The sequence below is a fragment of the Neokomagataea thailandica NBRC 106555 genome (genome assembly GCF_001598495.1).
In the GTDB taxonomy this organism is placed as follows: Bacteria; Pseudomonadota; Alphaproteobacteria; order Acetobacterales; family Acetobacteraceae; genus Gluconobacter; species Gluconobacter thailandicus_A.
Genome location: NZ_BCZB01000017.1, coordinates 41279 through 60548 on the forward strand (window position 1 = coordinate 41279; position 19270 = coordinate 60548).

The 19270-nt window shown below is 53.8% G+C and carries 22 protein-coding genes; 9 read left to right on the plus strand and 13 right to left on the minus strand.

Annotated features, from left to right (window positions below):
- The first annotated feature begins 13 nt into the window (after positions 1-13).
- Both NTH01S_RS07245 and NTH01S_RS07250 read left to right on the plus strand, forming a co-directional pair.
- Positions 14-1585: a TolC family protein gene (locus NTH01S_RS07245; RefSeq protein ID WP_169802057.1), complete on the plus strand. Its 1572-nt coding sequence runs from the start codon at positions 14-16 to the stop codon at positions 1583-1585.
- A gap of 13 nt (positions 1586-1598) precedes the next feature.
- Entirely contained in the window at positions 1599-2048 is a 450-nt protein-coding gene (locus NTH01S_RS07250) for a MarR family winged helix-turn-helix transcriptional regulator (RefSeq protein ID WP_068171704.1), read from the plus strand.
- Here NTH01S_RS07250 and NTH01S_RS07255 read toward each other — a convergent pair whose 3' ends face one another.
- Entirely contained in the window at positions 2049-2534 is a 486-nt protein-coding gene (locus tag NTH01S_RS07255; RefSeq protein WP_068171706.1) for an aminoacyl-tRNA deacylase, read from the minus strand.
- Positions 2535-2778: 244 nt separating this feature from the next.
- Between NTH01S_RS07255 and NTH01S_RS07260 the strand changes: the two genes are divergently transcribed.
- The 4 genes from NTH01S_RS07260 (at position 2779) to NTH01S_RS07275 (ending at position 5599) form a co-directional block, all read left to right on the plus strand.
- Positions 2779-3558, plus strand: coding sequence for a metal ABC transporter solute-binding protein, Zn/Mn family (locus tag NTH01S_RS07260; RefSeq protein ID WP_169802058.1), 780 nt, complete (start codon positions 2779-2781; stop codon positions 3556-3558).
- Positions 3542-4258, plus strand: coding sequence for a metal ABC transporter ATP-binding protein (locus NTH01S_RS07265; protein WP_068171711.1), 717 nt, complete (start codon positions 3542-3544; stop codon positions 4256-4258). Before NTH01S_RS07260 ends, NTH01S_RS07265 begins: the two co-directional genes overlap by 17 nt.
- Positions 4245-5063, plus strand: coding sequence for a metal ABC transporter permease (locus NTH01S_RS07270; protein ID WP_068171715.1), 819 nt, complete (start codon positions 4245-4247; stop codon positions 5061-5063). The genes NTH01S_RS07265 and NTH01S_RS07270 overlap by 14 nt, the downstream gene beginning before the upstream one ends.
- A gap of 74 nt (positions 5064-5137) precedes the next feature.
- Complete coding sequence (locus NTH01S_RS07275) at positions 5138-5599, plus strand: hypothetical protein (protein WP_157070905.1); 462 nt, start codon at positions 5138-5140, stop codon at positions 5597-5599.
- Here the strand turns inward: NTH01S_RS07275 and NTH01S_RS11880 are convergent.
- The 6 genes from NTH01S_RS11880 to rfbB form a co-directional block, all read right to left on the minus strand.
- A complete protein-coding gene (locus tag NTH01S_RS11880; RefSeq protein WP_169802059.1) occupies positions 5596-5742 on the minus strand; it encodes a hypothetical protein in 147 nt (48 codons plus the stop codon). The genes NTH01S_RS07275 and NTH01S_RS11880 overlap by 4 nt on opposite strands.
- A gap of 76 nt (positions 5743-5818) precedes the next feature.
- Positions 5819-6811: a glycosyltransferase gene (locus NTH01S_RS07280; RefSeq protein ID WP_068171721.1), complete on the minus strand. Its 993-nt coding sequence runs from the start codon at positions 6809-6811 to the stop codon at positions 5819-5821.
- 60 nt (positions 6812-6871) lie between these two features.
- Entirely contained in the window at positions 6872-7756 is an 885-nt protein-coding gene (gene rfbD / locus NTH01S_RS07285; RefSeq protein WP_068171723.1) for a dTDP-4-dehydrorhamnose reductase, read from the minus strand.
- 8 nt (positions 7757-7764) lie between these two features.
- Positions 7765-8328: a dTDP-4-dehydrorhamnose 3,5-epimerase gene (rfbC, locus tag NTH01S_RS07290; protein ID WP_068171726.1), complete on the minus strand. Its 564-nt coding sequence runs from the start codon at positions 8326-8328 to the stop codon at positions 7765-7767.
- Positions 8329-8446: 118 nt separating this feature from the next.
- Complete coding sequence (gene rfbA / locus NTH01S_RS07295; protein WP_068171728.1) at positions 8447-9343, minus strand: glucose-1-phosphate thymidylyltransferase RfbA; 897 nt, start codon at positions 9341-9343, stop codon at positions 8447-8449.
- Positions 9340-10395 (minus strand): dTDP-glucose 4,6-dehydratase, encoded by a 1056-nt coding sequence (rfbB, locus tag NTH01S_RS07300; protein ID WP_068171731.1) that lies wholly within the window; start codon positions 10393-10395, stop codon positions 9340-9342. The genes rfbA and rfbB overlap by 4 nt, the downstream gene beginning before the upstream one ends.
- Positions 10396-10690: 295 nt before the next feature.
- On the opposite strand from rfbB, the gene NTH01S_RS07305 reads away from it, so the two are divergent.
- Both NTH01S_RS07305 and NTH01S_RS07310 read left to right on the plus strand, forming a co-directional pair.
- Positions 10691-11389: a histidine phosphatase family protein gene (locus NTH01S_RS07305; RefSeq protein ID WP_068171734.1), complete on the plus strand. Its 699-nt coding sequence runs from the start codon at positions 10691-10693 to the stop codon at positions 11387-11389.
- Positions 11390-11396: 7 nt separating this feature from the next.
- Positions 11397-11624, plus strand: coding sequence for a hypothetical protein (locus NTH01S_RS07310; RefSeq protein ID WP_068171737.1), 228 nt, complete (start codon positions 11397-11399; stop codon positions 11622-11624).
- Between the two features lie 55 nt (positions 11625-11679).
- On the opposite strand, the gene NTH01S_RS07315 is transcribed toward NTH01S_RS07310, so the two are convergent.
- Positions 11680-12750 (minus strand): quinone-dependent dihydroorotate dehydrogenase, encoded by a 1071-nt coding sequence (locus NTH01S_RS07315; protein WP_068171740.1) that lies wholly within the window; start codon positions 12748-12750, stop codon positions 11680-11682.
- A 125-nt stretch (positions 12751-12875) separates the two neighbouring features.
- Here NTH01S_RS07315 and NTH01S_RS07320 point away from each other — a divergent pair, with 125 nt between their 5' ends.
- Entirely contained in the window at positions 12876-13091 is a 216-nt protein-coding gene (locus tag NTH01S_RS07320) for a helix-turn-helix domain-containing protein (protein ID WP_068171743.1), read from the plus strand.
- Between the two features lie 63 nt (positions 13092-13154).
- Here the strand turns inward: NTH01S_RS07320 and hflX are convergent, their stop codons facing one another.
- Genes hflX through NTH01S_RS07345 form a run of 5 tightly spaced genes read right to left on the minus strand, consistent with a single transcriptional unit; the run spans position 13155 to position 19267 of the window.
- A complete protein-coding gene (gene hflX, locus NTH01S_RS07325; protein ID WP_068171744.1) occupies positions 13155-14462 on the minus strand; it encodes a GTPase HflX in 1308 nt (435 codons plus the stop codon).
- Complete coding sequence (gene hfq, locus NTH01S_RS07330) at positions 14459-14701, minus strand: RNA chaperone Hfq (protein WP_068171747.1); 243 nt, start codon at positions 14699-14701, stop codon at positions 14459-14461. The genes hflX and hfq overlap by 4 nt, the downstream gene beginning before the upstream one ends.
- A 28-nt stretch (positions 14702-14729) precedes the next feature.
- On the minus strand, positions 14730-16130 hold the full coding sequence (gene ntrX, locus NTH01S_RS07335; RefSeq protein WP_068171750.1) for a nitrogen assimilation response regulator NtrX: 1401 nt from the start codon (positions 16128-16130) through the stop codon (positions 14730-14732).
- Between the two features lie 9 nt (positions 16131-16139).
- On the minus strand, positions 16140-18524 hold the full coding sequence (locus NTH01S_RS07340; protein WP_068171753.1) for a sensor histidine kinase NtrY-like: 2385 nt from the start codon (positions 18522-18524) through the stop codon (positions 16140-16142).
- Entirely contained in the window at positions 18521-19267 is a 747-nt protein-coding gene (locus tag NTH01S_RS07345) for a helix-turn-helix domain-containing protein (protein ID WP_245642261.1), read from the minus strand. Before NTH01S_RS07345 ends, NTH01S_RS07340 begins: the two co-directional genes overlap by 4 nt.
- Positions 19268-19270 lie beyond the last annotated feature (3 nt).

Below are 19270 nucleotides of genomic sequence, written 5' to 3' on the forward strand. Positions count from 1 at the left end.
GCGAGGGCAGGGCATGGTAAAGAAGAGTACAGATATGATGAAGCGGAGTTCCTTCGTGCTATGCGCTGCGTGGGGTTTGTCGTTGGCTGCGTGTAATGACACGCGTGATCTTGCACCCGAGCGGGCAGACCAGCCTTGGCAGCCTTCTTTGGCGGTGATGGCGCATAATGGTTTGGTGATGCCGCCGGGACAGCAGGGCTTTGCCGCGCCGCGTGAGGTGGGAAGTAAAGCCCTTTTGCAGGCACATGTTGAACGTTTTGATGGCGGTGGAGCGCCGCTATCCCTGGTTGAATTGATTGATGTGGCGGAGCGGACAAATCCTCAGACGCGCATGGCGTGGGAGGCTGCGCGTCAGGCGGCGATAGGTGTTGGTTTGTCTCGGGCTGCTTTATTGCCGCAACTGACATTTTCGGCGATGGGGGGCTTTCAGCGCATGGCGTTTCCGTTGCCGAGTTATTTATCACAGCGTGGGTATTTGACCTCGAATGGAGAGGCATTTTATCCGAAGTTAGAGCTGGATTATTTGTTGTTTGATTTTGGGCAGACGCGCGCTCAGATTCAGGAAGCTCAGCAAGGGGCGCTCGCGGCAGATTATGGCTTTACGCAGGTTCACCAGACGCTGATTTTGACCGTTACGAAAGCGTATTATGCGTATCAATCGGCGCAGAATATGGTGCAGGCTGCACAGAGTGCAGAAAAAAATGCCGCGTTACTATTGCGGGCGGCACAGGCGCGACATGCGCATGGTGAAGCGACGGTTGTTGATGTGGCAATAGCGCAGCGTAATGCGGCGCAGGCTGTGTTTGATCATGAGCGGGCGCAAGATGGCGAGCATGAAGCAAAGCATGCTTTGCTGGCGGCGATGGGATTGCCTGCAACAATGGATTTAACGGTTCAAAAGATGGATGGGCAGCATTTGCCCAATACTTTGCCCAGCAACGTACAGGGTTTGATTAATCAGGCATTACAGGCACGGCCAGATGTTCTTGCGGATTTGGCGAAGTTAAGAGCGGCTGATGCCGCAGTGGCGGCGGCGAAAGCCAGTCTTGCGCCACGGATTGCTGTGGCAGGTATTATGCAGGGCTATATGGGGGCCTTGAAAACCTATGGCACGCAGCAATCGGCCCCGGCAGCGACGATTGCGCAGCCCGAGGGAAGTGCATTTTTGCAAATGAACTGGCCACTCTATCAAGGTGGTGCACGGGCCAATAGTATTCATTTGGCGGAATCGCGCCGTCAACAAGCGGAGGCGGCGCTCGCGCAAGATCGCATTGCGGTCGAGCGTGAGGTGGCGGATGGGCAGGATGAGTTGAGCACGACTTTGGCACAATTACGCTCCGCACGCGTGCTTTGTACTGCCGCACAAACGGCGTTTAGCGGGGCTTCTGCGGCTTATGTGCAGGGTGTTGGGACATTAACGGATGCTTCTAACGCTGCGACTGCGCTTTATCAGGCACAGGCTTCTCTCGCTGTGAGTGAAGCGCAGGCTTTCACGAATGCTGCTGTGTTGGCGCATGCTACGGGCCGTTTGGTGTCTTCGTCTGCTATGACCGCGGCATTTCGTGATGATGCGGTAAGTCCGTAAGTTTAGGTGTTGTATGCAAGGGAATGAGCAAGACGTTCCTCCGCTGGGGCGCATGATTGGACGCATTGCCCGCCGCTGGCGGCAAATGATTGATGCGCGTTTGCAGCCCTACGGCGTAACGGATGCCATGTGGCTTCCGCTTTTGGAGCTCGATAGAGCGGTGGAGCCGATGCATCAAAAAGATATTGCTGCATCTCTGGGGGTTGATAATTCGGCAGTTGTGCGTGTGCTGTCTACGCTGGAGCGGCGCGGCTTAGTGCGGCGTGTGCCGGATAGTCGGGATAGGCGGGCGCGAGCAGTGAGTTTGACGGAGGAAGGGCGGCAGAGGGTGAGTGAAATTTACCGCCTATCGGGGCAAATGGAGGAAGAGTTATTGGCGGGCGTAACGCCTGAAGAGCTTAAGACAACCCGTAGGGTTCTGGGTGTTATTATGCACCGGATTGATCAAAAAGCAGGGGGTTAGTTAGGGAGATGTGACATCCGCGACCAGTGCATTACTGGCAGAGAGCGCATCTGTAGGGGAAATGCTCAGGAGGAGGCCGCGTGCACCTGCGTTTATGATGAGGTGGGGGTGCTGCTCTTTGATTGCGCGTTGATCAAAGACCACGCGGCAGGGGCGTTTTTGGCCGAAGGGACTGACGCCGCCAATGGTGTATCCTGTATGGGATTCCGCATCAGCACGCTGCATCATTTTGGCTTTCCGGCCGTTGAGTGCCTGGGCGATGCGTGTGAAATTCATGTCATATTCGACGGGCAAGACGATGCAGGCCGGTATGCCATCAACTTTGACCATAAGTGTTTTGAGCACGGCTTTGGGGTCGGCGTTTAAAGCTTGTGCTGCGGCAATGCCAAGGCGGTCAACGGATGAATCATAGGCGTATGTGTGAAGAGTATAGGGGATGGAGAGGGCATCAAGCCATAATGTCGCGGGGGTTTGGTGCGTGGTCATAGGGCCATTCTTTAGGGTGTTATGATGACGATAAAGGGTGTGTGCTTCGAGCCGAAGGGCCTTTGCACTATCCAGAAGGAGAGAAGCGTAGCCAAAGAGTGCCTGTTACACTATAACAGGCACTCTTCTGTTTTGTTCTGCTGGTTTCATGTCTGTTTTGTCACGATATGCTGTAATATGCGCCTTATGTTTATGGGGGGGTTTCTGTTCGCATGGTTATGCGGCCGAGACGCCCATACGGGTGGTGTGTGTTGAATCTGTGTGGTGCAATATCGTCGCGCAGATAGGCCGTGAGCACGTACAAACGGATGCTATTATTGGTACGGTCGGTATTGATCCGCATGAGCTGAACCCAACGCCTGCTATGGCGCGCGTGCTTGCTCAGGCCGATTTTTCTCTTATGAACGGTGCAACATATGATGACTGGGCAGCACCATTTTTGACGCAAGCGCCTGTGCATTTGAATATAGCAGAAGAGACAGGGTGGGTGCCGGGTGCTGATGCGCATATGTTTCTTGACCCGCAGATTGTGCGGCGTGTTGCGCAAAGGGTTACGGAGTTTTTACAGCGTCGTTCTCCGCAGAATATGGCGGATTTCTCGTCAGGATTACGTACGTTCTTGTCAGAGGTTGATCATGTTCAGCAGCGTTTAGAGGCGTTGCGTCTGGCACATAATCATGTGGTTTATGCCGCGACGGAAACGCAGGGCACGGCATTATTGGCTCAGGCGGGCTTTCAATTAATGGACCGGCGCTATGCACAAGCCATCGCGCAGCATACGGGGCCTGCACCGCATGATGAAGCGTCCTTAGAATTAGCGCTGCAAGCGCATAAGGTTGCTTTTTTTGTTGTTAACCCATCGGTGCAGGCTCCGCAGATTGAGCATTTAAAGGCACTCGCTCAAGAGGGTGGTGTGCCGGTTATTGAAGTGGGGGAAACATTGCCGCAGGGGATATCGTGGCAGGCATGGGTGATGCAGATTTTGGATCAAACGGATAAGGCGCTCAATGCAGCCCATCTCTAATACTGCGCCCGTTCTGTCTTTACGGGATGTGACGCTTGCTCACGGCACGCATGTTGTTGTGCGGTCTTGTAGTTGTGATGTGCCGCTCTCTGGTATGACGCTGCTGAGTGGACGTAATGGCGCGGGGAAGTCAACGTTTTTACAAGCTCTGCTGGGGGTGGTGCGGCCTGTTCATGGGGCTTTACTGCTGGATGGTACCCCTGTTGAGCAGGGGAAGGCACGTTTTGGGTATATGCCGCAAGGGCGCAGTGAAATGCCCGGCCGAACAGAAGGCGCGTTGGCTATTCCGGCTCTGGCGCATATTCGAGCGGCGCTCTATGGCCAGCGCTGGGGTATATGGGCGTCATCTCGGAACGATAAAGACGCGTTAGAAGCCGTATTGGCGCGGGTTGGCATTCCAAATGGCCCCCGGAGTTATGTGCATAGGCCATTAGGCCAGCTTTCGGGGGGGGAGAGGCAGCGTGTTGCTTTGGCGCAGGCCTTGGCGCCTTTGCAAAATCTTGAACGGGCTATTGTATTGTTGGATGAACCTCTTGCCGCTTTGGATACGGCGGGGCGTGATGCGCTTTTGGCGTTATTGGCCGATTTAACATCTGCGGGCACATCGGTTGTGCTGACATCGCATGATATGGCGGGGTTGGCTGGTATGATGTCTCGTAATGTGACCCTTATGGAAGAAACGCTGCATGTTTGCGTTTGAATTTATGCGCCATGCGGCTTTAGGCTGTGTGCTGGTCTCTCTTTTAGCGGGGCTGGTGGGTTGGTTTTTGTTGTTACGCGGGCAGGCTTTTGCGGCGCATAGTTTAACGCATGTTGGATTTAGTGGTGCGGCAGGAGCGGTCTGGCTCGGATGTTCGCCACTCATGGGGATGGGGGCGTTTAGTCTTATTGCCGGTCTTGTTTTGGGGTATGAAAGGCAGCAGGGGCGGAACCCTTTGAACCGAGACGGTGTGACGGGGTTGGTATTATCGGCCAGTTTGGGGCTGGGAATGTTGTTTTTGCATCTCTCAAATGGTGCATCGAGCATGGTAACAACGCTGCTCTTTGGTGATGTTTTGGGGTTAAGCTGGGCGTCACTCCAGGTGTTGATTGGGGTGACGTTGCTGTGCTGTGCGGCCTTGGCAGTGTTTGGGCGACCATTATTGTTTGCGAGTTTAAACCCTGAAATGGCTTTGGCGCGTGGTGTTCCTGTTCGGGGGCTTTCTGTCGCCTTGATGCTTGTTTCGGCTTTGGCATGTGCTGTGTGCTCGGAGATTGCAGGGGCATTGCTCTCTTTTAGCTTGATGGTTGGCCCTGCGGCGACAGCGCTGCGTCTTGGCTTGTCACCGTTATGGGGCATGGTGTCGTCTGTTGTCATGGCGTTGGCCTTGTCTTTAGGGGGGCTTGCCCTGTCATGGCAGACAGATGTTCCGGTGCCGTTTTGGATTGGGGCTGGCGCTTTAGCACTTTATTTAGCTGCCGGTGGGGTCATGAGGTTTGTGGGGCTGCGGGTACGAGCGCCTTAGTTTTTGAGTGCTTCAGGGCAAAAGGCTATAATGTGATATGAGTTGTCAGTATTAGGCGGCAAGCAATAGGGGCAATGATGTCTTGGAGTGGGGCCGCGATTACGCGCTATAGGCGTGCAGGTCAGCCAAAAGAGATAATCCGTAAGACGTATTCAAGCCTAAAAAAGAGAGAGAGGGAGCGGCATGCCTATACTGTCATGGCAGGTAGTGGGTTAACGCCTGCTTTGCTGGGGTCTGGTATAGAGCATGTTGGGGCTGCGTTAATCGGTGATGCGCGTTTTGATTTGGGGAAGATTATATGGGTGGATGGCGTATTTGAAGATCGCGGTGCCATCGCATGTTTTATGCGTGCTTGGCGGGAACATGCGCATCTCGATGTGCATTATGAACAGGTAATATTTTATGGGCATTTCCATGCCTTGGCTGCGATTGATTGGGTTGTTCGTCAATCTTCTCATGATTCGCAGGTGTTTACACGAAGCGCAGATTTCCTGCGCCGTGCGTTCAATGTTTTGCAGAGTGAACGATATTTTTAAAATGAACTCAGCATATTTGTAAGCAATACATGGATGAAGATAATAAAGGCAATCAGTGCGATATGTAGAATGATGAGCCATTTGAGGGTGATGACATTGGCATCTTCTGGCTTGTCAAAATTGAGATCAAAAGGAAGGCCCATGATACAGCTCCACAGAGTAGTAGTGATTGGATAATAGCAGAAAAATGAAAGAATAGGCTAGCCTTCTTGATGAAAGCTAGTAGCGACGGCCTCCTTGCAGATACCACAAACGGAAAATGATATTTTCTAAAAAGGCTTGCCGCCGTAAGGCTGGATAACGGCGGAGGAGGGTGAGACGCTTGATGAAAGAGTGTGCTTGGGAAAGATCGGTGAGAAGCGTGCGGCTTTCGAGGGTAAGATAATCGGAAGGATATTGCTGTAGCATGGCGATATTCGCTTCAAACGTGTCTAAAAAGGCAGAAGGGCCGCGTTTTATGGCGGCAATGGCTCGTTTTCTTAAAGACGTACGCGCACCAATGGAGTTGTTGTTGTGTTGGCGATAAAGTAATACACAGCGTTTATCAGCAGTTATATGACTGCCTGTGGCGCATGTTATGAGTAAAACCCACCAGTCATGAAAAGTATTGGGCGGAACTTTATGAAAATTATTTATTTTTTTTTGGAGGGTTTCGTTGAGTACAATGCTCATTCCGCTTGATATGTTTTGTGTTAAGGCATTATAAATGCTCGGCTTATTTTTTATGTATAATGATTTTCCAGTAACGTTTAGGTGTTCATCCGTTAATAATTGGCGTGCAAAATAAAGATGCGGCTCGCCTCGTGGTGTTTGGGAGAGTGTCTGCACGGCCCATGTGAGTTTGTGTGGTAGCCAGACATCATCTTGATCGGCAAAAGCATAGTAGTGTGCTTTAGGTGCGGCGCGGAGCAGCGTCATGAATGATTCAGTGGTCCCTAGCCGTTTGCGAGGGGTGGGGATTTCTGTACACCGCCCAATACCATCTGTACGGATGAAGGTTTCCATAATGGCGCGGCTGTTATCTTCGGAGCCGTCGTCACGCCAGTATAGGTGCCATTCTGTATGTGATTGGATTAAAAAACTGGCGAGTTGTTCAGCCAGATAGGCCTCACCATTATATATGGAGAGGAGGATCGCGATGGTCGGGCGAGCATGTCTATCGGTGGCCTCAGATGTCCAGACTGTCTCCGATCTGGAAGGGGAAGTGGGCATGCGATCCTAGCGACGAAACGAGGTATTATGTATGCCCAGCATGGGCTGGGCATACGCATATTAAGCAAAAAGGCGTGCTACGGTTTGTTTGACGCTGTCTTGCCAAGCAGGAAGGCGGACGCCAAAAACACGTTCCAGTTTAGAGCAATCAAGGCGTGAGTCTTGGGGGCGTTTTGCCGGTGTTGGCCAATCTTCTGTACGAATGGCGGACACTGTAGGCTTAGCTTGGCCATGTTCTGCAGCCGCATCAAGTGCTGCTACGGCAAGTCCATGCCATGTTGTTTCACCCGTACCTGCAGCATGGTAAATGCCAGCGTATTCAGCCTGCCAGCCAGTTGTTTCAATTTTGCCGATGATGGCCAAAATGGCATCAGCCAGATCGTCTGAACTAGTTGGGTTGCCGCGTTGATCCCCGACGACTTTTAAGGCAGGGTTTTTTGCGCCAGCGTTAATCATGGTTTTTACGAAATTTTTACCATGTGCTGAGTAGACCCATGCCGTACGCAGGATGATGGTTTTAGGGTTTGCTGCGAGTGCAGCCTGCTCACCTTCCGCTTTGGTACGACCATAGACTGTTTGAGGTGTTGTAGGATCTGTCTCTAGGTAAGGAGTGCCTTTATCTCCTGAAAAAACATAATCCGTTGAGACGTGGATGAAGGGGATGTCCGTTTCAGCGCAAGCTTTGGCGAGTGCTTCGGGGCCGGTATGGTTGCCGCGTTTTGCTCCTTCTGCCTCGGTTTCGGCAAGGTCGACTGCGGTCCATGCTGCACCGTTAATAACGGCGACAGGCTTGATGCTGCGGACGAGTTCAGCAATGTCTTCAGGGCGATCAAAATCAAACTCGGGGCGACCGACGCGGTGAATACGTGCGCCACCAAGGTTGACAAGAGAGGTTGCGAGTTGACCGCTACCGCCAGTGACGAGGATGGTCTGTGCTTCAGTCATGATACTGCTCACTTATTGTACTGGAACCAGTCTTTGGCTTCTGAGAAGTGCGGTGCAATTTTGTCTTTATCAGACAAAACAGCGTCAGCCTCAGCGAGGGGCCAGTCAATTTTTAGTTCAGGGCAGTTCCAGATAACGGCACGCTCCGATGCTTTGTCGTACAAGCTGGTGCATTTGTATTGAACTTCGGTATCTTCTTCGAGTGTTACGAAGCCATGTAGGAAGCCGGGTGGAATCCAAAGTTGGGACCAGTTTTCAGCAGAGAGTTCTGCACCAACCCATTTGCCATATGTAGGAGAGCCTGTCCGGGCATCTACCGCGACATCCCAAATTGCGCCGCGCGTCACGCGAACGAGCTTGCCTTGCGCATATGGGGCTAGCTGGCAGTGGAGGCCGCGAACGACGCCTTTTTGGCGTGAGAGGCTTTGGTTGTCTTGCACGAATGGCAGATCAATCCCAGCATCCGTCATGCGGTCAAAATTATACGTTTCTGAGAAGAAACCGCGATTATCACCGAAGCGCGGCGGGGTTACCAAAATGACGTCTGGAATGGCGAGGCGTTCGACCTTCATGGTGTCTTCCTTTTGGTAGAGGCGTATACGCTAGGTGTGCAGAACAACGCATGATTAACGTTCTAATTGAGGTTCTTGGTGACGTGACCTTTGTCTAAAGATCACGTCACCAAGGGCTTTAGTGGCCGTGGTCAGCAAGCTCGATGAGGAGGCGGCCGAGCTCTGTCTTGCGCATTTTTTGCGCGTAATCACGCAATTGCTCGGCAGTGATGAAGCCGTTACGGAATGCGACTTCAGCAGGTGAGCCGACCAGCATGCCCTGACGGGATTGAATGGTTTGCACAAATGTTCCAGCTTGCATCAGGCTATCAGGTACACCCGCATCCAGCCATGCACAGCCACGACCTAAACGATCAACCTGCAATGTGCCTTCTTCGAGGTACATGCGGTTCAGGTCTGTGATTTCGAGTTCGCCACGTTCGCTAGGTTTAACCTTTTTGGCAAACTCAACGACGCGGTGATCATAAAAATACAGACCTGTGATGGCCCAGTGAGATTTCGGGTCAACAGGCTTTTCTTCGACCTCTAGTGCTTTGCCGCTATCATCAAACAGGACAACGCCGTAGCGCTCGGGGTCACGGACTTGATAAGCAAAGACAGTGGCACCTTCCGGGCGTTTTGCTGCTGCGCGCAGCATAACACCAAGATTTTCGGAGAAAATGAGGTTATCGCCCAAAGCCAGAGCGCAAGGTGCGCCTTGAATCCAGTCTTCAGCGATGAGAAACGCTTGTGCCAGACCGTCAGGGGAGGGCTGTTCCCGGTAGGTGAATGTGACGCCGTATTGTGAGCCATCCCCGAGTAAACGCTTGAACTGCGGTAGGTCGTGCGGGGTGGTGATGATCATGATGTCCCTGATCCCCGCGAGCATGAGCGTGGAGAGCGGGTAATAGACCATTGGCTTGTCGTAGACGGGCAGTAGTTGCTTCGAAGACGCCAGCGTCATCGGGTGTAGGCGTGTGCCAGACCCGCCTGCGAGGATAATGCCTTTCATGGGGGTGCTGATAGTTTGTGTCATGAGCTTTTTCCCAAGCGCTGTCCGGTATAACGTTTGGCGCGGATGCCTTCCCACCATGAGCGGTTATCGAGATACCACTGGACAGTTTTACGGATGCCGGTTTCGAAATCGTGTTTTGCTTTCCAGTCCAATGCAGTTTCTGCGTGGGTTGGATCGATTTCATAGCGGAAGTCGTGTCCGGGGCGGTCTGTGACATAGCGAATGAGGCGTTCACGCGGGCCTTCGGGATCGGGCACGAGTTCATCAAGAACCGCACAGATGGCTTTTACCACGTCAATGTTGCGGCGTGGTTGGCGTGCACCGATGGCGTATGTCTCACCGGGTTCCCCACGTTCGACCGCGCGGACGAGTGCTTCCGCGTGATCTTCGACGAATAGCCAGTCACGAACGTTATCACCTTTGCCATATACGGGCAGTTCTTTGCCTTCGATGGCGTTAATGGTGACAAGTGGAATGAGTTTTTCTGGGAAATGCCATACGCCATAATTATTGGTCGTGTTGGTCACGAAAGTTGGTAGGCCATATGTATGGAACCATGCGCGCACCAAATGGTCTGAGGCGGCCTTTGAGGCGGAGTATGGGCTTCGTGGATCGTATGGCGTTGTTTCTGTAAAGGGTGGGTCATTCGGTTCAAGGTGGCCGAAGACTTCATCTGTAGAAATGTGATGAAAACGGAATGCTTTTTTTTGCTCAGAATCCAGCGCGGTCCAATACTTGCGGGCGGCCTCAAGTAGAGCGTAGGTACCCACTATATTCGTCTGGATGAATACACCCGGGCCATCAATCGAGCGATCAACGTGGCTCTCGGCTGCTAGATGCATGACGGCATCAGGCTGGTAATCTTCGAAGATGCGTTGCAGTTCAACGCTATTGACAATGCTAGCATCCGCGTGGCGGTAGCGTGGGTTGGACGCGACCTCAGCGACGGTATCTGCTGAGGCGGCATAGGTCATGCAGTCAATGTTGAGCACATGATGTTCGGTATTGTTGATCAGGTACCGAATGACGGCTGAACCGATAAATCCACAACCGCCAGTTAATAGAATACGCATCTTTTCCCCTTGGTCATGGTCGACATCCCGAGCATGAAATATCAAAGCACATTAGGCAAAGCATACCCTACAGTATCGCGCAAGAAGCGCAAATTACACTGCTGATTTAAGGCAGGATGAAAAAGCATAGTGTATAAGCCCGCAAAAAGAGCGGAGTAATGAGGAAAAAAGCCATATTAGACCGATTCTAAGGTGCTGAATGCGTTGTAAAAAAATTATGAAAACACAGGTAAAAATAGTCATAAAATTATGTAATTATCATGACATCTGGCAGAGCTAGGAATGGAAGAAGAAGATGTCTGATGCTTCGGGGAAAGTTGCGAATGAAACACATGGACATTTTTTGGATGAACCAGACTTGCCGGGTGGGGTAACGCGTTTTTGGTTGATACGTCACGCTGTTGTTGAAGCTGAAGCACGCAAGGTGATGTACGGTGCTTTGGATGTGGCGCTTTGTGCTGAAACGATGGTGAAGCAAAAAGCGGGCTATCATTCTTTAGCGCGGCGGTTGCCGCAGGGGGCATTATGGGTCAGTTCACCGTTAATGCGTGCACAAGAGACGGCTCAGGCGTTAAGGCGGGCATCTGGACATGAGCAAGAGCCGCTTCGCCTTGATGAGCGTTTTATTGAGCAGTCCATTGGTGACTGGCATGGCACCCCACATGCGGAATTTCCCTCTTTGTTGTCTTTGCCGCCTAATCCGTTTTGGTCCTTGGCCGCGACAGAAACGCCACCTTCTGGCGAAAGCATGGTGGATGTCGGGGCGCGCGTTGGTCGTGCTCTAGAAGAGCGGGCCTCGGCACATGCTGGGCGTGATACGGTGATTGTGAGCCATGGTGGCGCTATTCGGGCGGCGTTGGCGCATGCTTTGCAAGTTCATCCGGAGACGGCGCTGCGTTTCTCAATTCAGAATTTGTCATTATCGATTATTGAGCGCATTGATGGGCTGTGGCGGGTCGTTAAAGTGAATGAGCTGCCAGATTTTAGGGAGTGAAAACCGCATGTCTGACAACGTAGTGATGGATGCTGAGGATAAGCGCCGTCAGCGTAAGTTGGTTATTCGTATTGTGGGAATGACGGCAGGTTTTGCTTTGTTCCTCGTCTTTTTGGGTATTGCCTGCGTTACGACGACGATGGATGCGCAAAACCATATCCATACAAATTGGTGGATGTTGGTGATCGCCTTTTTTTGGGCCTGTGTTTTTATGTATCACATAGGCTTATCATAGGGCGCATTCTATAAGCTGCGACCTGCTGCGTGATAGGCAGGTCGCCATGAGTGTTTTACGCTAAGTCTAGGCCGTGAGCATCATGTAAAGACGCGATGCCGTCTTGGCGCATGCTGTCGAGTAGTTCTGTTTTAATACGGGGCAGAAGAGATGCGCCTTCCAGAATGAAGGATGTGTAGAGCTGCACCATGCTGGCACCGAGGCGGATACGGTCCAGCACATCTCGGCCGCTTTCAATGCCGCCTGCAGAAATGAGGGTGAGGCGCCCTTTATTGAGTTGTGCAACATGGCGCAGGACATCCCGTGCACGGGGTGCCAAAGGTCGACCGGAGAGGCCGCCACTTTCATGTGCATGAGGGCTGCTAAGGCCCTCTGGGCGGGCAATGGTGGTATTGGTGAGGATGAGGCCTTGGGCACCACCCTGAAGCGCGGCGTTGAGTACGGGCTCATAGGCATCATCGCTCATATCGGGCGCGAGTTTGACTAAGAGGGGAGGGCGCTCAGGGTTACGTGTTGCGATGGCTTCAAGCAACTTTGCCAAAATATCGGCGGATTGGAGGTCACGCAGGCCCGGGGTGTTGGGCGATGAGAGGTTAATCGTCACATAATCAGCATAGGGTCGTACACGAGCGACAAGCTCAGGATAATCCCGCAGGGGGTCTGATCCTGTTTTGTTAATGCCAAGATTTGCACCGAGAGGAGCAATGGGACCACGGCGACGACCATTGGGTTGTGGGCGGTGTAAGCGTGCTAGATTGCGGCAGAAACGGTCAATGCCGCAGCCATTAAAGCCCATACGGTTAATGATGGCGCCGTCTTCTGGCAGGCGGAAAAGGCGCGGTTGTGGATTGCCGGGTTGTGGACGAGGCGTCACGGTGCCGACTTCAACATGCCCGAATCCCATACGGGTGAGTGGGCGGGCAGCGCGGGCATTTTTGTCAAAACCTGCGGCGAGGCCAATCGGGTTCGGGAAGCGTAAGCCTAAGCACTCTACGGCAAGCGCCGGGTCATCTTTGGGCGCTTTAGGCGTAAGGCCGAGAGCCATTGCCGTAATGGCGAGTTCATGAGCGGGTTCCGGATCAAAGCGATGCAGGAACGCGGTGGCGATTTTATCCATGTCGATCATGAGCCGGAAGGGTACTCCAAAAGTAAGGTGTGTGGGAAATTTTAGCGCGATTCTGATACGATTTCTTGCACAGCAGTGTTGTGCAGGGGTTGGCCTGACGCGTGGGACAGGATACGACCAAGAATATGTGGGACGAACCCTATCTTGAAACGTGTTGTCGCTCGACCTTGCATCGCTTGTTGCTGTGTGGGGATGTTGGGCGGCCTGAAGGTCTTAAAGACCAGCCTTGCCTTGAGCGTTTGGAGGCAATGGGCTTTGTGGTGCGCCGCGAAGATGGGCGTTTTGTTCTGACCGAAAGCGGCCGGGAGCGGCACCGGACGGAAATTGGCCCGCTTGGTTAGGTGGGGCACCCTGCACTCGAAAGAGTAGGAACATCTTTCGAGTACGCTGGTGATTTAGGTGCTTTAGTCTTGACGTAGGCGGCCCGGGAAGGCTTCAGCAAAGCGTTCTTCATCCGCAGGGAAGAGGCGTACGTCTACGACGATGGCATCTTCCCGGTCTAAGCGTTCGACGACTTCACCATGCTGGTACAGCCATGCCAGAGCAGCACCATCTTCTGGTGCGATATGGGCATGAGCATGGCGCATGGAGCGTGTCATGTGTTGATCAAGAATTTCAAACAGGTCAGGAATGCCATCGCCCGTAATGGCGGAGATCGCTACGGCACCGTCCCGGCGTGGCACAGAGGCGACGCCTCCCATAAGATCGGCTTTGTTGAGGACTTCGATTGTCCGATCAGGCCAGCTTGAATCAAGCATTCCATCGCGCACCATGCCATCAAGAACATTCAGCACATCGGCGTGTTGGGCTGTTGAATCGGGGTGGGCGATGTCTCGTACGTGTAAAATAACGTCTGCTTGAGAGACTTCTTCAAGAGTGGCGCGGAAGGCCGCGATCAGTTCTGTCGGCAGTTCACTGATGAAGCCTACTGTATCCGACAGAATGACTTTCCGGCCGGAAGGAAGGGTGACGCCGCGCATTGTCGGGTCGAGGGTCGCGAAAAGCTGATCTTGTGCGTGTACGGTGGCGCCGGTGAGAGCATTAAAGAGAGTTGATTTACCAGCATTCGTATAGCCGACCAGGGCGACGACCGGAAATGGTACGCGTTTACGGGCATCACGGTGCAGGCCGCGGGTGCGGCGGACTTGCTCAAGCTCTTTACGGATTTTGCTAATCCGCTCTGCGAGCATACGACGATCCGCTTCCATCTGGGTTTCACCTGGGCCGCCAAGGAAGCCGAAGCCGCCGCGCTGACGTTCCAAGTGGGTCCAGAGACGGACGAGGCGTGAGCGTTGATACTCAAGGTGAGCGAGTTCGACTTGAAGCACGCCCTCACGCGTTGCGGCACGTGCACCGAAAATATCAAGGATTAAGCCGGTTCGGTCGACGACCTTACAGCCCAAAATCTTTTCAAGGTTGCGCTGTTGGCCCGGTGAAAGGCGTGCATCCACCACGACAACGTCGACGTCATCTTGTTTGACAGCATCGGCGAGTTGTTCGACCTGACCTGTGCCTAAGAGTGTTGCTGGGCGGCGTGCACGGAGTAGGAAGGCCACTTGCCGTACGATCACGAGCCCGATGGAGGCAGCCAAACCGACGGCTTCCTCTAGCCGGGCATCAGCCGCCCGGACATCATCCGTGGCAGCTGAGCGCTCCCACGGCAAAATAACAGCAGCGCGTGTAGCGGGTTTGCGCGTATCGTGTCCGCTCAAATTGTCTCATCCGAAAAATGGGGCATTGGGCCTGATGGCATGATGGTGCTGACAGCGTGTTTGTAAACAAGCTGAATGTGTCCATCACGGCGCAGCAGGAGGGTTTCTGGGTCAAACTGGGTGACAACGCCCTGTAGTTTGACACCGTTAACGAGAAAGACCGTGACCGGGCTTTCTGTCTTGCTGATATGGTCCAGAAAACGTTCCTGAATGGCAGGGAACGAAGCAGAAGACGTCACGCGAATATCGACTCCAAGAGGTTATCGCTCACGAGGCAGTGCTCGGAGCTTTGTCGTCTTGCATTGTTACGCCTAACTGCTTGAGTTTGCGGTGCAACGCACTACGCTCCATACAGACGAAATTGGCTGTTCGGCTGATATTTCCGCCAAACCGGGTCAACTGAACCTGTAGGTATTGTGTTTCGAAAAGGTCTCGTGCTTCCCGGAGTGGCAAGCTCATGACATCCGCTCCAGCGTTCAACCGGGTCATGGAAGGGGCGCCTTGGCTGATATTGGCTGGGAGCATATCGGCCCGGATGGGGTCATTGCCACCACCGGGCATCATGATGAGTAGGCGCTCCATGAGGTTACGCAGCTCACGCGCATTGCCCGGCCAATCGTAGGTTTGCAGGGCGGCGAGGGCATCGACAGAGAGTTCACGCACGGGCAAGCCGGAAGACAGAGCACACCGTTCCAAGAAATGCCGTGCAAGAGCAGGAACATCTTCCCGGCGTTCACGCAGGGAGGGAACGCGCAGTGGGACAACCGCGAGGCGGTAGTATAGATCTTCCCGGAAGCGATGCGCGGCGATTTCGGCCTGTAAATCCCGGTTGGTGGTGGCGATGACACGCACATCAACCTTGACGCGGGTTGTGCCGCCGATGCGTTCAAAAGATTGATCTTGCAGGGCGCGGACGATCTTGCCTTGCGTCTCCAATGGCATATCCCCGACTTCATCAAGAAGAAGGGTGCCACGGTTGGCGCGTTCGAGTACGCCGCGTCGCATGGGTTGATCGGCGGTACCTTCCAGCCCAAATAGTTCTTCTTCGAACCGGTTCGGTGCGAGTACCGCGCAGTTAAGAGCGATAAACGGGCCTTCGGGGCGGCGGGAGCGGGCATGGATCATGCGCGCAGCGACTTCTTTGCCAGCACCAGCAGGGCCGGTGATCAGCACGCGTGAGTTCGTCGGTGCGACACGCTCAATTTGCCCGCGAACGGTTGCGATGGCGGTACCTTCCCCGAAAAGGGTAGTGTCATTACCCGCGCGTAAACGTAGTTCTGCGTTTTCTTGCTTGAGGCGTGCTGCTTCAAGTGCGCGTTGAACGACGACAAGTAAGCGGTCAGACTGGAAGGGCTTTTCGATAAAGTCATACGCCCCGTGTTTGAGGCTGGCTACGGCCGTTTCAATGGTGCCGTGCCCTGAAATCATCAGTGTTGGTAAGCCGGGTTCCTCAGATTGCATGTGCTTGAGCACTTCAATCCCGTCCATTTTGGAGCCCTGTAGCCAGATGTCCAGAATGACCAGTGACGGACGTGTGGCACGAAACATTGCCAGCGCTTGTTCTGCGCTAGACGCTGTGCGCGTTCTGTAGCCCTCATCGTTGAGTATGCCCTCGATGAGAAACCGGATATCCGGCTCGTCATCGACGATCAGAATCTCATGTTCCATCTGTTATCCTCATACGCCGCCCCCCTTGTTACGCGAGGCGTCATCTTCTGCAAGGGGGAGCACCAGTGTGACTTGCGTACCACGCACGTGTCCGGTCTCTCCTTCTGCCTCGCAGATACTATCCGACTGCTTACGATCTGCGAGTGTTAATGCACCAGCGTGATCTTCCATAATCTTTTTGACAATGGCGAGGCCAAGCCCCGTTCCCTTAGCCTTATGGGTCACATAAGGTTCCGTCAAACGGTGGCGTTCTCCCTGCGGGAGGCCGATCCCGTCATCGTCAATGACTAATTGGGCATGACCGTCGCGGATGTGCAACCCCATCACAATATGGCCAATTGGCAACAAAGCACCTGTTTCGTCCGTTTCACGCTGTTTGGCGCGCTCGGTCATATGAATAGCGTCTGCGGCATTTTGGAGCAAATTGGTAAGAGCTTGCCCAATTAAGCGCCGGTCACACCGTACTGTTGGGCCGGAGGGTGGTAGATTATGTGTCTCATACACAATATCGGGGTTTGCGTTTTTCTGAAGCACAAGGGCTTCTCGGCATAAACGTGAGAAATCTTCCGTTTGGATCACGGGTTGAGGCATGCGGGCAAAGGCTGAGAACTCATCAACCATGCGGCCAATATCACTAACCTGCCGCACAATTGTGTCGACCAGTTGTGTGTATGTTTCCGGGTCTGACTGAATTTCTTTCAGGAATCGGCGTTTTAACCGTTCTGACGCGAGTTGGATGGGGGTGAGGGGGTTTTTGATTTCATGGGCGACGCGACGTGCAACATCAGCCCAAGCTGCTTTACGCTGTGCTGATTGGAGGGCCGTTATGTCATCGAAGGTAACGACATAACCAGCAACCTCTGAGCCGCGCAATTCTGCGACGATCCGCACGAGGAGCGTCCGTCCAGCGCCAGCTCCGCCGCCATCACCGGGGCCGCCGGGGCGTTGGGCGCCATCAGTATCGACTTGTATTTCAGCGGTATGGACCCGCTCGGGTGCTTCGCGGGCAGCTGTAAGGAGGGGGGCAAATTCAGGGACGGTTTCGACAAGGTTGTGCCCGACTGCCGGCATGAGATCTTTTTGCAGCACGTTGGAGGCTGCGCGATTGGGGAGTTCAATGACTTGCCGCTTGTCGAGGCCAATGACACCGGCAGACACGCCGGAGAGTACGGTTTCGGTAAAGCGGCGGCGTTCATTGATTTGATCATAAGCGACCATTAGCTCGGAGCGTTGGGCTTCAAGCTGGTCAGTCATGCGGTTGAAGGCGCGTGATAGACCGGTGACTTCGTCATCGCGGAACATGGGGCGCCGTGATGAGTTGTCTGGGACGGGGACACGCACAGCGAGATCGCCCTGAGAAATGCGTGTGGCGGCAAGAATGAGCAGGCCGAGTGGATTGGCGATACGGTTTGCCAAGGCCAGCCCTGTGAGCATGCCGACGGCTAGAACGAGTAAGCCCATCAACATGAAGATCATGACGAAGGTGACTTGTGTCTTGCCGCGATTGGCGAGCATGCGTTTGTAGTCCTGCACCAATTCATCTGTGCGGTGCATATGCTCAAGGACTTGCGGGTCCACAGGGCGAGTGATGACCAGCATCAAGCCTGAATTATCGCCAAGGGATACAACGGCGCGGATAAAGCGTTGGTCGGGTCGGTCTAAAATGGCGACATCTGTACGGGCCATTTCGATGACTGATTTGGGAGGTAAGGGGGGCGGGGCCATATCGGCGGAGCCGAGCACGCCACCGGTTGCTAAAATACGGTTTGTGAGAGGGTCAAAAACTTCGGCATCGGTGAGGCCGCGTTCATAGACTTCATCATCGAGGAGCTCGCGCAGACGTTCGGGGTTATGGAGGAGGTCAACCCCATGAGCAAAAAGCTCATCATTTTGAACAAGGATAAGGGTGTTGGCTAAAGAATACGCTGCGGTGCGGATATTATCGTTATGTTCTTGTAAGTAGCCTGCGGCGACGGAGCGGGCTTCTGTCAGGGCATTATTGACGCGGTTGGAGAACCAAATTTCTACGCCGTAATGGAAAAATAGTGTTGCGACGGCACCGACAACAATTGTGGGGGCGACGGCAACAATGCCGAACAGTGTGATGAGGCGTGCATGAAGGCGGGCTCCTGCAAACCCTAAACGGCGCTCTGCGAGCATGCGCCCGACCTGAGAGACCGCGGCAGCGCTGATGAGCATCAGCATCAGGAAGTCGAGTAAGAAAATCATCGCCTGAATGACCGGGCGATGTGTGATGGAGAGGCCGCCAGCGAGGACAACAAAGGTCATAAACGCAAGGATGAGCGCCATAACCGTCAGCAGGACGACGCCATTTGCGCTTGATAAATACTCACGAAAGCGCTTGCGCCCCGTGCGTGACCGGTTTTGAGTCAATCGTCGCTTCCTTTGGTCACAATGATGTCCAACTCACGAATCTTTTTACGTAAGGTGTTTCGGTTGAGCCCCAGAATGGCTGCGGCGCGGATTTGATTGCCGCCTGTGCGGCGTAGGACCTTATCAATCAGGGGGCGTTCGATTTCCGCGACGACACAGGCGTGTAAGTCGCCGCTATCATGCCCAGCACCGGTTTCAAAGAACTCGCTTAATGGTCGTTCAAGTGCGCGGGCTAAACCGCGAAGCTGTGCGCGTTCAGAGCCCACTTGGCGGCATATGGCGCTGATACGCTCAGGCCCGAGTTTCTGCACGGTATTGAGGCCTGAGAGCCATGCGTGGAAGTGTTCGTCTAATCCGCCGTGGCGCAGCAGAGAGGTGGCATCATAGCGGCTACCAATGAGGAGACGAAAGCTCGCATTTTCGGCTTGAAGATGTTGGATGAGGGTGCGTTGAATATCGGGCCAGAGGCAGTCAATTTCATCCAGAAGGAGGGTGCCGCCGCGTGCTTCTCTGATCCATCCAGCTTGTTCTTCCCCATTGCCGAACAATGCGACGGGGCGGAGTGCTCGGGGGGTAGCGGTGAGTGTGGCGACGACAAAAGGGGCCTTTGCACGAGGGCCCGCATTATGCAGACGGCGTGCCACGTCTTGGCGGTCAAGACGGGTGGCGCCGTATAAAAACAGAGGCCGCATGGTTGGGTCTTCAACGGTAAGCACGGAGGCTCTGAGAGACGGTTGCGTCACAGT

What these genes read in the sequence shown, in the direction of transcription:
- NTH01S_RS07245 (WP_169802057.1), top strand. Translation starts at nt 14, where the DNA reads ATGGTAAAGAAGAGTACAGATATGATGAAGCGGAGTTCCTTCGTGCTA.
- NTH01S_RS07250 (WP_068171704.1), top strand. Translation starts at nt 1,599, where the DNA reads ATGCAAGGGAATGAGCAAGACGTTCCTCCGCTGGGGCGCATGATTGGA.
- NTH01S_RS07255 (WP_068171706.1), bottom strand. Translation starts at nt 2,534, where the DNA reads ATGACCACGCACCAAACCCCCGCGACATTATGGCTTGATGCCCTCTCC.
- NTH01S_RS07265 (WP_068171711.1), top strand. Translation starts at nt 3,542, where the DNA reads ATGCAGCCCATCTCTAATACTGCGCCCGTTCTGTCTTTACGGGATGTG.
- NTH01S_RS07270 (WP_068171715.1), top strand. Translation starts at nt 4,245, where the DNA reads ATGTTTGCGTTTGAATTTATGCGCCATGCGGCTTTAGGCTGTGTGCTG.
- NTH01S_RS07275 (WP_157070905.1), top strand. Translation starts at nt 5,138, where the DNA reads ATGATGTCTTGGAGTGGGGCCGCGATTACGCGCTATAGGCGTGCAGGT.
- NTH01S_RS11880 (WP_169802059.1), bottom strand. Translation starts at nt 5,742, where the DNA reads ATGGGCCTTCCTTTTGATCTCAATTTTGACAAGCCAGAAGATGCCAAT.
- NTH01S_RS07280 (WP_068171721.1), bottom strand. Translation starts at nt 6,811, where the DNA reads ATGCCCACTTCCCCTTCCAGATCGGAGACAGTCTGGACATCTGAGGCC.
- rfbD (WP_068171723.1), bottom strand. Translation starts at nt 7,756, where the DNA reads ATGACTGAAGCACAGACCATCCTCGTCACTGGCGGTAGCGGTCAACTC.
- rfbC (WP_068171726.1), bottom strand. Translation starts at nt 8,328, where the DNA reads ATGAAGGTCGAACGCCTCGCCATTCCAGACGTCATTTTGGTAACCCCG.
- rfbA (WP_068171728.1), bottom strand. Translation starts at nt 9,343, where the DNA reads ATGACACAAACTATCAGCACCCCCATGAAAGGCATTATCCTCGCAGGC.
- rfbB (WP_068171731.1), bottom strand. Translation starts at nt 10,395, where the DNA reads ATGCGTATTCTATTAACTGGCGGTTGTGGATTTATCGGTTCAGCCGTC.
- NTH01S_RS07305 (WP_068171734.1), top strand. Translation starts at nt 10,691, where the DNA reads ATGTCTGATGCTTCGGGGAAAGTTGCGAATGAAACACATGGACATTTT.
- NTH01S_RS07310 (WP_068171737.1), top strand. Translation starts at nt 11,397, where the DNA reads ATGTCTGACAACGTAGTGATGGATGCTGAGGATAAGCGCCGTCAGCGT.
- NTH01S_RS07315 (WP_068171740.1), bottom strand. Translation starts at nt 12,750, where the DNA reads ATGATCGACATGGATAAAATCGCCACCGCGTTCCTGCATCGCTTTGAT.
- NTH01S_RS07320 (WP_068171743.1), top strand. Translation starts at nt 12,876, where the DNA reads ATGTGGGACGAACCCTATCTTGAAACGTGTTGTCGCTCGACCTTGCAT.
- ntrX (WP_068171750.1), bottom strand. Translation starts at nt 16,130, where the DNA reads ATGGAACATGAGATTCTGATCGTCGATGACGAGCCGGATATCCGGTTT.